The following is a 13,013-nucleotide window of genomic DNA, read 5'->3' as shown; positions in this document are numbered from 1 at the left end:
GACTCTAGGAGGGGCGTACGACGGTCCCGAACCGGATGTCGTACGAGGTCCCGGGGTGCATGGTCGCGAGCATGCGTGCCCCCTCTTCCGTGACCTCGTCCCGCTGGGTCTTGGTGAGCTTGCCGAAGGGCTCGATGACCAGGGACTCCTCCTCCAGCCTCCACACGCCCGCCAGGAAGCCGTCGACGAGGAAGGTCGCGTACACCATGTTCCCGACCCAGCTGCGGCCCCGGTACTCGGCCGGGATGACGCGGGTGCGGTCGGCGTGGGAGAGGAGGAGGTTGTCGAACTCGGGGAGGAAGCGGGGCGGGGCCGGGGTGTCGGCGGCGGGGCGCGGGGCGTCGGGGAGGTCGAAGAGTTCGACGCCGTGCTCGTCGCGGAAGGCCGGCAGCTGGGGGCGGAGGCGTTCGAAGGCCTCCTTGAGGCGGGTCAGGCCGGACCAGGTCTGCATGTCCTTGACGGAGGCGGGGCCGAAGGCGGCGAGGTAGCGCAGGACGGTGGCGTCCGGGGCGGGGACGGGTTCGGCGGGGCGGCCGAGCCAGTGCTCGGCGGTCGTGAGGGCCACCTGGCCGCTGTGCCCCCACAGTCCGCGCGGGGTGACCTGGACGAGGGGGAGGCGGCAGCGGGCGGCGATGGCGAGGGACTGCGGGTCGGCGTCCGGCCACTCTTCGAGCAGGGCCTCGCGCAGCTGCTTCATGGTGCGCGGCTCGGCCTCGACGAGGTCGCGGGCGACGGCGGCGAGCCGGTCCAGGTCGACGCCGACCAGGCCCTTGCGGAAGTTGCCGAGTTCGCGGTCGCGGGCGGCCTGGACGAGCGGGCGCAGGGTGAGGGCGTCGTCGGCGGTGTGGGTGTGGATGGTCGAGCGCATGGTGACGATCCGGACGACCGCGCGGTCGGCCATCAGCGTGGAGAGCTCCTCGGGGCGGAAGCCGTCGAGGCGGGCGGCGAGGGCGTAGTACGGCGGCTTGACGTTCTGCGCCTGGAGCCCGAGCAGGTGCTCCACGGCCGCCTGTGCCGTGAGGTTCGAGCGCTTCAGCAGCAGCTGGCGGTCGAGGGTCGCGCGGTTGAGGGCGCGGGTGCCGAGCACGGAATCCGTCTTCGTCATGCTTCGCACGTTAGCCGCCGTTGCGGACACCTTCTGTCCGCAAGGCTCAGCGGATCCACGGCCACCCGCCCCCGCCGACGTCGTTTGCCCCGTATATCCTGCTCGGTGATCACGCAGCCGGGAAAACTCGACCTGAGAGGCAGCCGTGATGTCCGAGCGACGTGCCCGACCGAACGGGAAGGGCCGGGGCAGGTCCGCCTGGCTTCGGTCCCTGGCCGCGGCGGCCACCCCGCCGACGCCGGAGCGGCGCCCGGCGCCCGAGGCGGAGCCGGCGCCCCCGGAGGCGGAACCGGCGAGCATCGTCCAGGCGGCCCTTTACCAGGACGGCGTGCGGGTGTCCTCCCCCGCGACCCTCGCCGAAACGTTCCGCGAGTTGCGGATGCAGCGTTCCGGTATGGCGTGGATCGGTCTGGCCCGGCCCACCGAGGCCGAACTGCTCTCCCTGGCCGCCGAGTTCGATCTGCATCCGCTGGCGGTCGAGGACGCGATGGAGGCCCACCAGCGGCCCAAGCTGGAGCGCTACGGCGAGACGCTGTTCGTCGTGCTGCGGGCGGCCCGCTATCTGGACGCCCCCGAGGAGGTCGACTTCGGCGAGCTGCACGTCTTCGTCGGCGCCGACTTCGTCATCACCGTCCGGCACGGCGCCGCTCCCGACCTGTCGGCGGTCCGCAGCCGGATGGAGGCGACGCCTGACCTGCTGAAGCTGGGCCCGGAGGCGGTGCTGTACGCGATCCTGGACGCGGTGGTCGACGGCTACGTGCCGGTCGTGTCGGGCGTCCAGAACGACGTCGACGAGATCGAGACCGAGGTCTTCCGCGGCGACCCGGAGGTCTCCCGCCGTATCTACGAACTCTCCCGCGAGATGGTCGAGTTCCAGCGCGCCACCCGCCCCCTGGTCGGCATGCTGCACGGACTGATGGCCGGCTTCTCCAAGTACGGCACGGACGAGGAGCTGCAGCGCTATCTGCGGGACGTCGCCGACCACGTCACCCACACCAGCGAGCGCGTCGACGGCTTCCGACAGGCCCTCACCGAGATCCTCACGGTGAACGCGACCCTGGTCACCCAGCAGCAGAACGCGGAGATGCGGGCGCTGGCGGAGGCGGGGTTCGAGCAGAACGAGGAGATCAAGAAGATCTCCAGCTGGGCCGCGATCCTCTTCGCCCCGACCCTCGTGGGGACGATCTACGGCATGAACTTCGTCCATATGCCCGAGCTGAAGTGGAGCTTCGGGTACCCCTTCGCGATCGGGCTGATGGGCGTGGTCTGTGTCAGCCTGTACGTGATCTTCAAACGGCGGGACTGGCTCTGAGACGAGGCCGGGACCCCTGATTTCCGATGATTTCCGATGTTTTCCGACGGAAGAGGAACGACCCATGGTCGAGCAGGACGAGCGATTCGATGTTGTCGTACTCGGCGCCGGGCCCGGTGGCTACGTCGCCGCCGTCCGCGCCGCCCAGCTGGGCAAGCGCGTCGCGGTCGTCGAGGAGAAGTACTGGGGCGGCGTCTGTCTGAACGTCGGCTGCATCCCCACCAAGGCCCTGCTGCGCAACGCCGAGCTGGCGCATCTGTTCACCCATGAGGCGAAGACCTTCGGCATCAAGGTGGACGGCCAGGTCTCCTTCGACTACGGCGAGGCCTACCGCCGCAGCCGCAAGGTCGCCGACGGCCGGGTCAAGGGCGTCCACTACCTGATGAAGAAGAACAAGATCACCGAGGTGAACGGCCGCGGCACCTTCGTCGACCCGCACACCCTCCAGGTCACCGACTACGACGGCAACACCCGCACCATCGGCTTCGAGCACTGCATCATCGCCACCGGCGCCACCCCCAAGCTGCTGCCCGGCACCAAGCGCAGCGCCCGCGTGGTGACCTTCGAGGAGCAGATCCTCGCCGAGGACCTCCCCCAGTCGATCGTCATCGCGGGCGCCGGCGCCATCGGCATCGAGTTCGCCTACGTCCTCCACAACTACGGCGTGAAGGTCACCATCGTCGAGTTCCTCGACCGCATGGCGCCCCTGGAGGACGCGGAGATCTCCGCCGAACTCGCCCGGCAGTACCGCAAGCTGGGCATCGACGTCCTCACCTCCACGCGCGTCGACGCCATCGACGAGTCCGGCCCCCAGGTCCGCGTCACCGTCACCGCCAAGGACGGCTCGCAGAAGGTCCTGGAGGCCGACAAGGTCCTCCAGGCCATCGGCTTCGCGCCGAACGTCACCGGGTACGGCCTGGAGAACACCGGTGTGAAGGTCACCGACCGCGGCGCCATCGACGTCGACGGACGCGGCCGCACCTCCGTGCCGCACCTGTACGCCATCGGCGACGTGACCGCCAAGCTGATGCTCGCGCACACCGCCGAGGCCATGGGCATCATCGCCGCGGAGACGATCGCGGACGCCGAGACCATGGAGCTCGACTACGCGATGATCCCGCGGGCCACCTTCTGCCAGCCCCAGGTCGCGAGCTTCGGCTACACCGAGGCGCAGGCCCGCGAGCTCGGCTACGACGTGAAGGTCGCCAAGTTCCCCTTCACCGCGAACGGCAAGTCCCACGGCCTCGGTGACACCACCGGCTTCGTGAAGCTGATCAGCGACGCCAAGTACGGCGAGCTCCTCGGCGGCCACCTCATCGGGCCGGACGTCACCGAGCTGCTGCCGGAGCTGACGCTGGCCCAGCAGTGGGACCTGACCGTCCACGAGGTCGCCCGCAATGTGCACGCCCACCCGACGCTCAGCGAGGCCGTCAAGGAGGCCGTGCACGGCCTGGCCGGCCACATGATCAACATGTGACCGGCCGGCACCGGACGTCACGGACGTCATAGGGCGGCCGGCGCCGGACGTCACACGGCGGCCGGCGCCGGCCCCACGAGCTCGGACAGCACGTCCTCCATCGTCACGAAGCCGAGGACGGCACCCGCCGCCCCCGTCACGGCCGCCAGATGGCTGCCGTCGGCGCGCAGGGCGGTGAGGGTGTCGTCCAGCGGGGTGTCGATGCGGACCCGGGTGACCGGGTGCAGCGCGGTGCGCGGGAAGGGCCGGTCGCGGTCGGCGACGCCGAGGGTGTCCTTGATGTGCAGATAGCCGAGGAGCGTGCCCTGCGGGCCGGTGACCGGGAAGCGGGAGTAGCCCGCCTCGGCGGCCACCCGCTCCAGGCGTGCCGGGGTGACCGAGGCGTCGACGGTGCGCATCCGCCGGGCCGGGACGAGGATCTCGCCGACCGGGCGGGTGCCCAGCTCCAGGGCGTCGCGCAGCCGTTCGCCGTCGGCGGGCGAGAGCAGCCCCGCCTCGCTCGCGTCGACCACCATCCGGGCCAGCTGATCGTCGGTGAAGACCGACTCCACCTCGTCCTTCGGCTCGACGCGCAGCAGCTTCAGCAGGGTGTTGGCGAAGGCGTTGACGCCGAACACGACGGGCCGCAGCAGCCGGGTGAGCGCCACCAGCGGCGGGCCGAGCACCAGCGCGGTCGCCACGGGGGCGGCGAGCGCGATGTTCTTGGGCACCATCTCGCCGATCAGCATGTGCAGATACGTCGCCACGGCGAGCGCGATGACGAAGGCGATCGGGTGCACCAGGCCGTGCGGGATGTGCGCCGCCTCGAAGGCGGGCTCCAGCAGATGCGCGATGGCCGGTTCGGCGACCGCGCCGAGCACCAGCGAGGAGACGGTGATGCCCAGCTGGGCGGTCGCCATCATCGCCGAGAGGTGCTCCAGGCCCCACAGGGTCATCCGGGCCCGCTTGTCGCCCTCCTTGGCCCGCGGCTCGATCTGGCTGCGGCGCACGGAGATCAGGGCGAACTCGCCGCCCACGAAGAACGCGTTGGTCAGCAGCGTCAGGGCGCCGATGACGAGTTGCAGGACGGTCATCGGGACTCCTCCCCCGCCTGGACCGGCACCTGGGCGTGCGCCGGTGCGGTGATACGGACACGGTCGGCCCGGTGGTGCTCGACGTCGAGGACGTCGAGCTCCCAGCCGTCGAGCGCGACGACGTCCCCCTTGACGGGGATGCGGGCGAGCCGGGTGGCGACGAGGCCGGCGAGGGTCTCGTACGGACCCTCCGGAGCCGTGAGTCCTGTCTCCTCCAGCTCGTCGATGCGGACGGAGCCGTCCGCCTCCCACGCCCCGGGTCCGACGGGTGCCAGGTCGGGCGCCTCAACCGGGTCGTGCTCGTCGCGGACCTCGCCGACGACCTCCTCGACGATGTCCTCCATCGTCGCGAGGCCCGCGGTGCCGCCGTACTCGTCGATGACCACGGCCATCGTGCGGGTCGTGCGCAGCCGCTCCAGCAGCCGGTCCGCGGGGAGGCTGTCCGGCACCAGGAGGGGCTCGGTGGCCAGTTCGGTGACCGGGGTGACGGCGCGCCTGGCGGGCTCCAGGGCCAGCACGTCACGGATGTGGACGGTGCCGATCACCTCGTCCAGGCTGTCGCGGTAGACCGGGAAGCGGGACAGGCCGGTGGCGTACGTCAGGTTCGCCGCGTCGGCCGCCGTCGCGTGCGCCTCCAGGGCCTGGACGTCGACGCGCGGGGTCATCACGTTCTCGGCGGTCAGCTCGCCCAGGTGCAGGGTGCGCACGAACAGTTCGGCGGAGTCCGCCTCCAGGGCACCCTCGGCCGCCGAGTGCTGGGCCAGCGCGGCCAGTTCCTCGGGGCTGCGGGCGGAGGCCAGCTCCTCGGCGGGCTCCAGGCCGATGCGGCGTACGGCACGGTTCGCGGTGTCGTTGAGATGGCGGATGAACGGGCCGAAGGCGGCCGTGAAGCCGCGCTGCGGTCCGGCCACCACCTTCGCGACCGCGAGCGGCCGGGAGATCGCCCAGTTCTTCGGGACGAGCTCGCCGATCACCATCAGCACGACCGTGGACAGCGCCACGCCCAGGACGGTCGCCACCGTCGGGGCCGCCCCGCCCAGGCCCGCGGCCTCCAACGGGCCCCGCAGCAGCGCGGCCAGCGACGGCTCGGCGAGCATGCCGATCACCAGGGAGGTGACGGTGATGCCGAGCTGGGCGCCGGAGAGCTGGACGGTCAGTCGGCGGACGGCCTTCAGGGCGCCCTCGGCGCCGCGCTCGCCGGCCTCGGCAGCCCTTTCGAGCTCACCGCGCTCGACGGTGGTCAGGGAGAACTCGGCCGCGACGAACACCGCACAGGCCAAGGTCAGCAGGAGGGCCGCCAGGAGCAGCAGGACCTCGGTCACCGCGCCAACCCCTCTCGCTTGGACGGGCGCGAGTCGGCACGGCTGGTACTGGGAGGCTCACCCATCGCGGGCTCGTTTCTCCTTCTCGGGTCGGTGGATCGGGGTGTGTCGCTGCACCCTATGGTAAAGGGCACGCAAAGCACGCTGGTCAAGAGCACAACGCTCGGGACTTGCCGGTTGTTCCGCCGATCGGTGGTTTACGTCGCCCGGAGTCGGCAAGGCGGACAGAATGCCGCGCTCTGCCACCACTCCCGCAACCCTGGTAAGACGAGAAACACAGCCCGCAGGTTTCACGACCGAGCCGGCGAAGCAGCCCCCACGGCGGGACGCGTTCTTCGACAACGCCAAGTACCTGGCGATCGCGCTGGTGGCGATGGGGCACGCATGGGAGCCGCTGCGCTCCGACAGCCGGGCCGTCACCGCGCTCTACACGCTCGTCTACGCCTTCCACATGCCGGCGTTCATCATCATCTCCGGCTACTTCTCCCGGAGTTTCGACGCGAGCCCGGCGAAGATCAGGCGGCTGGTCACCGGGGTCGTGGTGCCGTACGTCGTCTTCGAGACGGCGTACACCCTCTTCACCCGCTGGTCCGACGGCGAACCGGACCGGCCGATCAGTCTGCTGGACCCGCTGTATCTGACCTGGTTCCTGGCGGCGTTGTTCATCTGGCGACTCACCACACCGATCTGGCGGGCGGTGCGCTGGCCGCTGCCGACCGCGCTGACCGTCGCGGCCCTCGCCACCCTCACCCCGTCCATCGGCAAGGATCTCGACCTCCAGCGCACGCTCCAGTTCCTGCCGTACTTCGTGCTCGGACTGTGTCTGCGCCCGGAGCACTTCAGCCTGGTCCGGCAGTGGCGGGTGCGGCTGGCGGCGGTGCCGGTCTTCCTGGCGGCGCTCGTGTTCGCCTACTGGTCCGTGCCGCGCATGGACTACGCCTGGTTCTTCCACAAGGACGCCGCCGAGCATTTCGCCGTGCCCGACTGGATGGGGCCGATCATGACCCTCGCCCTGTTCGGCTGCTCCCTGGTCCTGGTCGGCTGCTTCCTGTCCTGGGTGCCGGGGCGCCGGACGTGGTTCACCGCACTCGGCGCGGGCACGCTCTACGGCTATCTGCTGCACGGGTTCTTCGTCCAGGCCGCCAACCACTGGCACTGGTCCCACATCGGCTTCTTCCACGAGCCGCTCGGCAAGGTCACCGTCTCGCTGATCGCCGGGGCGGTCGTGACCGCGCTGTGCACGGCGCCGGTGCGGCGGGTCTTCCGGTGCGTGATGGAGCCGAGGACGGACTGGGCCTTCCGCGTGAAGGCCTAGTGCGGGTTCGAACGGGCACTCGTATGTCACCAACGAGTGAGGGGTGGCAGACCAGGCCATGGAGATTTCAGGCGTCATCAGCGCGATCGTCATCGGCATCGTGATCGGTGTCCTCGGCCGGCTCGTCGTCCCGGGCCGCCAGCGCATCGGCATTCTGTGGACGATCCTCATCGGCATCGTCGCCGCGTTCATCGGAACCGGCATCGCCTCCGGCCTGGACGTCGCCGACACCAAGGGTGTCGACTGGGTCGAGTGGCTCATCCAGATCGCCCTCGCCGCCATCGGTGTGGTCGCTGTCAGCAAGGTGAAGGTGCGTCGTTGACGCTCCCGGCGGCCAGTGCGACAGGTCACATTCCGAGCGAGAACAAGGTCACAGCCTTGCACTCTGCTGGAACTTCAGTGATCTGCCCTAGCATCCGAGCATGACGGTCCTGCCTGACGACGGGCTCGCGCTGGCCGCCGAGTTCCCTGACGCGACACACGAAGAATGGCAACACCTGGTGGCCGGGGTGCTGCGCAAGTCGGGCAAGGAGGTCTCGGGCGCGGCGGCGGAGGACGCCCTGGCCACCGCGCTCGAGGACGGACTCGGCGCCCGCCCCCTGTACACCGCGCGCGACAGCGCCCCCGATCCCGGCCTGCCCGGCTTCGCCCCGTTCGTCCGCAGCGGCCGGGCGCAGGGCAACACCGTAGGCGGCTGGGACGTGCGCCAGCGGCACGCGGCGGCGGACGGCCAGGCCGTCCTGACCGACCTGGAGAACGGCGTCACCTCCGTGTGGCTGCCGCTCGGCGAGGGCAGCGCCCTCCAGGTGTCCGAGCTGGGCCGGGTGCTCGACGGCGTCTACCTCGACCTCGCGCCGGTCGTCCTCGACGCGGGCGCCGAGACCGAGGCCGCCGCCCAGGAACTGCTGAAGCTGTACGAGGAGCGCGGCATCGCCCCCGACGCGGCGCGCGGCAACCTCGGCGCCGACCCGCTGGGCTTCGAGGCCCGCACCGGGCGGTCGTACGACCTCGCACCCGTGCTGAAGCTCGCCGCGCGCTACCCGGGTGTGCGCGCCCTGACCGTGGACGCGCTGCCCTATCACGAGGCCGGCGGTTCGGCCGCGCAGGAACTCGGCGCCTCGCTGGCGACCGGCGTCGCCTATCTGCGGGCGCTGACCGAGGCGGGGCTGAGCGCCGAACAGGCCTGCGCCCAGCTGGAGTTCCGGTACGCGGCGACCGCCGACCAGTTCCTGACCATCGCCAAGCTGCGCGCCGCGCGCCGGCTGTGGGCGCGGGTGGCCGAGGTGTGCGGGGTGCCGAAGGCGGGCGCCCAGGTGCAGCACGCGGTGACCTCGCCGGTGATGATGACCCGCCGCGACCCGTGGGTGAACATGCTGCGGACGACGATCGCGACGCTGGCCGCCGGTGCCGGTGGCGCCGACGCCGTGACGGTGCTCCCCTTCGACCAGGAGCTGGGGCTGCCGGACGCGTTCGCCCGTCGTATCGCCCGCAACACCTCCACGATCCTCATCGAGGAGTCCCACCTGGCCCGGGTGATCGACCCGGCGGGCGGTTCCTGGTACGTGGAGCGGCTGACCGACGAACTCGCCCACGCGGCCTGGGAGTTCTTCCGCACGATCGAGCGGGACGGCGGTCAGGCGGCCGTGCTGCGCTCGGGCCGGCTGCGCACCGACCTGGCGACGACCTGGGCCGAGCGCTCCAAGAAGCTCGCCAAGCGGCGCGAACCGGTCACCGGTGTGAGCGAGTTCCCGCACCTGGCCGAGAAGCCGGTCGTCCGCGCGCCCGCCCCCGCGCCGCTGTCCGGCGGACTGCCCCGGGTGCGCCGCGACGAGGCCTACGAGGAACTGCGCGCCCGCTCCGACGCCCACCTGGCCGCAACGGGTGCCCGCCCCCGCATCTACCTGGCCGCGCTCGGCCCGGCCGCCGCGCACACCGCGCGGCTGACGTTCGCCGCGAACCTGTTCCAGGCGGGCGGCATCGAGGCCGTCACCGAGGGCCCGTTCGAGGAGAGCGGCGCCACCGAGGTGTGCCTGTGCTCCAGTGACGCGCTGTACGCGGAGCAGGCCGAGTCCGCGGCCCAGGAGCTGCGTGCGGCGGGTGCCAGGCACGTCACCCTCGCCGGCCGCCCGGCGGAGTACGCGGGCGTGGACTCCTACGTCTTCGCCGGCTGCGACGCCGTCTCCGTACTGACCGACGCTCTCGACCGCTTGGGGGTCTCCCGATGACCGTCCCCGACTTCTCCGGGATCGACCTCGGCACCCCGGCCACCACCGGCACCGCCGACGACTGGCAGGCGGCCGTCAAGAAGGCCGGTGACGGCGACGACCTGCTCTGGGAGACCCCGGAGGGCATCCCGGTCAAGCCGCTCTACACCGGGCAGGACCTGGAGGGCCTCGACTTCCTGGACACGCGTCCGGGCGTGGCGCCGTATCTGCGCGGCCCGTACCCGACGATGTACGTCAACCAGCCCTGGACGATCCGCCAGTACGCGGGTTTCTCCACGGCCGAGGAGTCCAACGCCTTCTACCGCCGCAACCTCGCGGCGGGTCAGAAGGGCCTGTCGGTCGCCTTCGACCTGCCCACGCACCGGGGTTACGACAGCGACCATCCGCGCGTGACCGGTGACGTCGGCATGGCGGGCGTGGCCATCGACTCGATCTACGACATGCGGCAGCTCTTCGACGGCATCCCGCTGGACAAGATGACCGTGTCGATGACGATGAACGGCGCGGTGCTGCCGGTGCTCGCGCTGTACATCGTCGCCGCGGAGGAACAGGGCGTGCCGCCCGAGAAGTTGGCCGGGACCATCCAGAACGACATCCTCAAGGAGTTCATGGTCCGCAACACCTACATCTATCCGCCGAAGCCGTCGATGCGGATCATCTCCGACATCTTCGCCTTCACCTCGCAGCGGATGCCGCGGTACAACTCCATCTCCATCTCCGGCTATCACATCCAGGAGGCGGGCGCGACGGCCGACCTGGAGCTGGCGTACACGCTCGCGGACGGTGTCGAGTACATCCGCGCGGGGCGTGAAGCGGGCCTGGACGTCGACGCGTTCGCGCCCCGCCTGTCGTTCTTCTGGGCGATCGGCATGAACTTCTTCATGGAGGTCGCCAAGCTGCGCGCGGCGCGCCTGCTGTGGGCGAAGCTGGTCAGGCAGTTCGACCCGAAGAACACCAAGTCGCTGTCCCTGCGCACCCATTCGCAGACGTCGGGCTGGTCGCTGACCGCGCAGGACGTGTTCAACAACGTCACGCGCACCTGCGTGGAGGCCATGGCGGCGACGCAGGGCCACACGCAGTCGCTGCACACCAACGCCCTCGACGAGGCGCTCGCGCTGCCCACCGACTTCTCCGCGCGCATCGCCCGCAACACCCAGCTGCTGCTCCAGCAGGAGTCGGGCACCACCCGGGTCATCGACCCGTGGGGCGGCAGCGCGTACGTGGAGAAGCTGACCTACGACCTCGCGCGCAAGGCCTGGCAGCACATCCAGGAGGTCGAGGCGGCGGGCGGCATGGCCAAGGCCATCGACGCCGGCATCCCGAAGCTGCGCATCGAGGAGGCCGCGGCCCGCACCCAGGCCCGCATCGACTCCGGTCGGCAGCCGGTGATCGGCGTGAACAAGTACCGGGTGGAGAACGACGAGGCGATCGAGGTCCTCAAGGTCGACAACTCCTCCGTGCGTGCCCAGCAGATCGAGAAGCTGCGCCGGCTGCGCGCCGAGCGCGACGAGCGGGCCTGCCAGGACGCGCTCGACGCGCTGACCCGGGCCGCGGGCGGCGAGGGCAACCTGCTGGAGCTGGCGGTGAACGCGGCCCGCGCCAAGGCGACCGTCGGCGAGATCTCCGACGCCCTGGAGAAGGTGTACGGCCGGCACGCGAGCCAGATCCGTACGATCTCCGGCGTGTACCGCAACGAAGCAGGGGAGTCCCCGTCCGTGGACCGCACCCGCGCCCTGGTCGACGCCTTCGACGAGGCGGAGGGCCGGCGCCCGCGCATCCTGGTCGCCAAGATGGGCCAGGACGGCCATGACCGCGGCCAGAAGGTCATCGCGACCGCGTTCGCCGACCTCGGTTTCGACGTCGACGTCGGCCCTCTGTTCCAGACCCCGGCCGAGGTGGCCCGGCAGGCCGTCGAGGCGGACGTGCACATCGTCGGCGTCTCGTCGCTCGCGGCCGGGCACCTCACCCTCGTACCGGCGCTGAAGGAGGCGCTGGCCGAGGAGGGCCGGGAGGACATCATGATCGTCGTCGGTGGGGTGATCCCGCCGCAGGACGTGCCCACGCTCCTGGAGATGGGCGCCGCGGCCGTGTTCCCGCCCGGGACGGTGATTCCGGACGCGGCCCACGACCTGGTGCAGCGGCTGGCGTCGGACCTCGGGCACGACCTGTGATCGATGTCGACGCGTATGTGAAGGGCGTGCTCGACGGGAAGCGGGCGATCATCGCGCGCGCCATCACGCTCGTCGAGTCGACCCGCCCGCAACACCGGGTGCTGGCGCAGGAGTTGCTCACCGCGCTGCTCCCGCACAGCGGCCGGTCGCGGCGGATCGGGATCAGCGGGGTGCCCGGCGTCGGCAAGTCCACCTTCATCGACGCCTTCGGCACCCTGCTGACGGGCCTCGGTCACCGGGTGGCGGTCCTCGCCGTGGACCCGTCCTCCACGCGGACCGGCGGTTCGATCCTCGGCGACAAGACCCGCATGGAGCGCCTGGCCGTCGACCCGGCGGCCTTCGTGCGCCCCTCCCCCACGGCCGGCACGCTGGGTGGCGTGGCGAAGGCGACCCGTGAGTCGATCGTGGTGATGGAGGCGGCGGGCTACGACGTGATCCTGGTGGAGACGGTCGGCGTCGGCCAGTCCGAGACCACGGTCGCGAACATGGTCGACACCTTCCTGCTGCTGACCCTGGCCCGCACCGGCGATCAGCTCCAGGGCATCAAGAAGGGCGTCCTGGAGCTGGCCGACGTGATCGCCGTGAACAAGGCGGACGGCCCGCACGAGCGCGACGCCAAGGCCGCCGCCCGTGAACTGGCGGGCGCGCTGCGGCTGATGCACGGCCCGGACCCGGCCTGGACCCCGCCGGTGCTGAGTTGCAGCGCCCGTGAGGCGACCGGTCTGGACACGGTCTGGGAGCGGATCGAGCAGCACCGCACCCTGCTGGACTCCACCGGCCGGCTCACCGCCAAGCGCCGCGACCAGCAGATCGACTGGACCTGGAGCATGGTCCGCGACGAGCTCCTGGACCGGCTGCACGCCGACCCGGCGGTCCGCGCCCTCGCCCCCGATCTCGAACGGCAGGTCAGGGACGGGGAGTTGACGGCCACGCTGGCGGCGGAGCGCATCTTGAAGGTGTTCGGGGCGTCGGGGGCATACGGGGCCGAGGGCCACTGAAAGCCGTTTAAGAGG

10 protein-coding genes are annotated in these 13,013 nt (G+C 71.0%); 7 read left to right on the top strand and 3 right to left on the bottom strand.

The features are described 5' to 3' along the window. Positions 1-4: 4 nt before the first annotated feature. Positions 5-1,105 carry a winged helix DNA-binding domain-containing protein gene (locus CRP56_RS33490; RefSeq protein WP_097270404.1) on the bottom strand — a complete coding sequence of 367 codons (1,101 nt, stop codon included), beginning with the start codon at positions 1,103-1,105 and terminating at the stop codon, positions 5-7. Positions 1,106-1,253: 148 nt separating this feature from the next. On the opposite strand from CRP56_RS33490, the gene CRP56_RS33485 reads away from it, so the two are divergent. Continuing rightward, positions 1,254-2,417 (top strand): magnesium and cobalt transport protein CorA, encoded by a 1,164-nt coding sequence (locus CRP56_RS33485; RefSeq protein WP_097270402.1) that lies wholly within the window; start codon positions 1,254-1,256, stop codon positions 2,415-2,417. 64 nt (positions 2,418-2,481) lie between these two features. After that, entirely contained in the window at positions 2,482-3,894 is a 1,413-nt protein-coding gene (gene lpdA / locus CRP56_RS33480; protein ID WP_097270401.1) for a dihydrolipoyl dehydrogenase, read from the top strand. Positions 3,895-3,944: 50 nt separating this feature from the next. On the opposite strand, the gene CRP56_RS33475 is transcribed toward lpdA, so the two are convergent. Together CRP56_RS33475 and CRP56_RS33470 are read right to left on the bottom strand one after the other, a co-directional pair. Continuing rightward, the gene (locus CRP56_RS33475) at positions 3,945-4,967 is read right to left on the bottom strand and encodes a hemolysin family protein (protein WP_097270400.1); all 1,023 of its coding nucleotides are present in this window, start codon (positions 4,965-4,967) and stop codon (positions 3,945-3,947) included. After that, positions 4,964-6,289, bottom strand: a complete 1,326-nt coding sequence (locus CRP56_RS33470) for a hemolysin family protein (protein ID WP_097270399.1) — start codon at positions 6,287-6,289, stop codon at positions 4,964-4,966. Before CRP56_RS33470 ends, CRP56_RS33475 begins: the two co-directional genes overlap by 4 nt. Positions 6,290-6,518: 229 nt before the next feature. On the opposite strand from CRP56_RS33470, the gene CRP56_RS33465 reads away from it, so the two are divergent. The 5 genes from CRP56_RS33465 (at position 6,519) to meaB (ending at position 12,998) form a co-directional block, all read left to right on the top strand. Continuing rightward, positions 6,519-7,604 (top strand): acyltransferase family protein, encoded by a 1,086-nt coding sequence (locus CRP56_RS33465; RefSeq protein ID WP_097270398.1) that lies wholly within the window; start codon positions 6,519-6,521, stop codon positions 7,602-7,604. A gap of 58 nt (positions 7,605-7,662) precedes the next feature. Then, a complete protein-coding gene (locus CRP56_RS33460; protein ID WP_097274694.1) occupies positions 7,663-7,926 on the top strand; it encodes a GlsB/YeaQ/YmgE family stress response membrane protein in 264 nt (87 codons plus the stop codon). 100 nt (positions 7,927-8,026) lie between these two features. Further along, the gene (locus CRP56_RS33455; protein ID WP_097270397.1) at positions 8,027-9,829 is read left to right on the top strand and encodes a methylmalonyl-CoA mutase family protein; all 1,803 of its coding nucleotides are present in this window, start codon (positions 8,027-8,029) and stop codon (positions 9,827-9,829) included. Then, on the top strand, positions 9,826-12,000 hold the full coding sequence (gene scpA, locus CRP56_RS33450) for a methylmalonyl-CoA mutase (protein ID WP_097270395.1): 2,175 nt from the start codon (positions 9,826-9,828) through the stop codon (positions 11,998-12,000). Before CRP56_RS33455 ends, scpA begins: the two co-directional genes overlap by 4 nt. Next, a complete protein-coding gene (gene meaB / locus CRP56_RS33445; RefSeq protein ID WP_097270393.1) occupies positions 11,997-12,998 on the top strand; it encodes a methylmalonyl Co-A mutase-associated GTPase MeaB in 1,002 nt (333 codons plus the stop codon). Before scpA ends, meaB begins: the two co-directional genes overlap by 4 nt. Positions 12,999-13,013 lie beyond the last annotated feature (15 nt).

The sequence above is a fragment of the Streptomyces sp. TLI_55 genome, assembly GCF_900206255.1.
GTDB lineage: Bacteria > Actinomycetota > Actinomycetes > Streptomycetales > Streptomycetaceae > Streptomyces > Streptomyces aquilus.
Note: the sequence above shows the minus strand (reverse complement) of the source record. Positions and strands in the feature narration are given on the sequence as shown.

Excerpts from the sequence above, each read along its gene's own strand:
- lpdA (WP_097270401.1), top strand. The coding sequence starts at position 2,482 with ATGGTCGAGCAGGACGAGCGATTCGATGTTGTCGTACTCGGCGCCGGG.
- CRP56_RS33490 (WP_097270404.1), bottom strand. The coding sequence starts at position 1,105 with ATGACGAAGACGGATTCCGTGCTCGGCACCCGCGCCCTCAACCGCGCG.
- CRP56_RS33460 (WP_097274694.1), top strand. The coding sequence starts at position 7,663 with ATGGAGATTTCAGGCGTCATCAGCGCGATCGTCATCGGCATCGTGATC.
- CRP56_RS33475 (WP_097270400.1), bottom strand. The coding sequence starts at position 4,967 with ATGACCGTCCTGCAACTCGTCATCGGCGCCCTGACGCTGCTGACCAAC.
- CRP56_RS33485 (WP_097270402.1), top strand. The coding sequence starts at position 1,254 with ATGTCCGAGCGACGTGCCCGACCGAACGGGAAGGGCCGGGGCAGGTCC.
- CRP56_RS33465 (WP_097270398.1), top strand. The coding sequence starts at position 6,519 with ATGCCGCGCTCTGCCACCACTCCCGCAACCCTGGTAAGACGAGAAACA.
- scpA (WP_097270395.1), top strand. The coding sequence starts at position 9,826 with ATGACCGTCCCCGACTTCTCCGGGATCGACCTCGGCACCCCGGCCACC.
- CRP56_RS33455 (WP_097270397.1), top strand. The coding sequence starts at position 8,027 with ATGACGGTCCTGCCTGACGACGGGCTCGCGCTGGCCGCCGAGTTCCCT.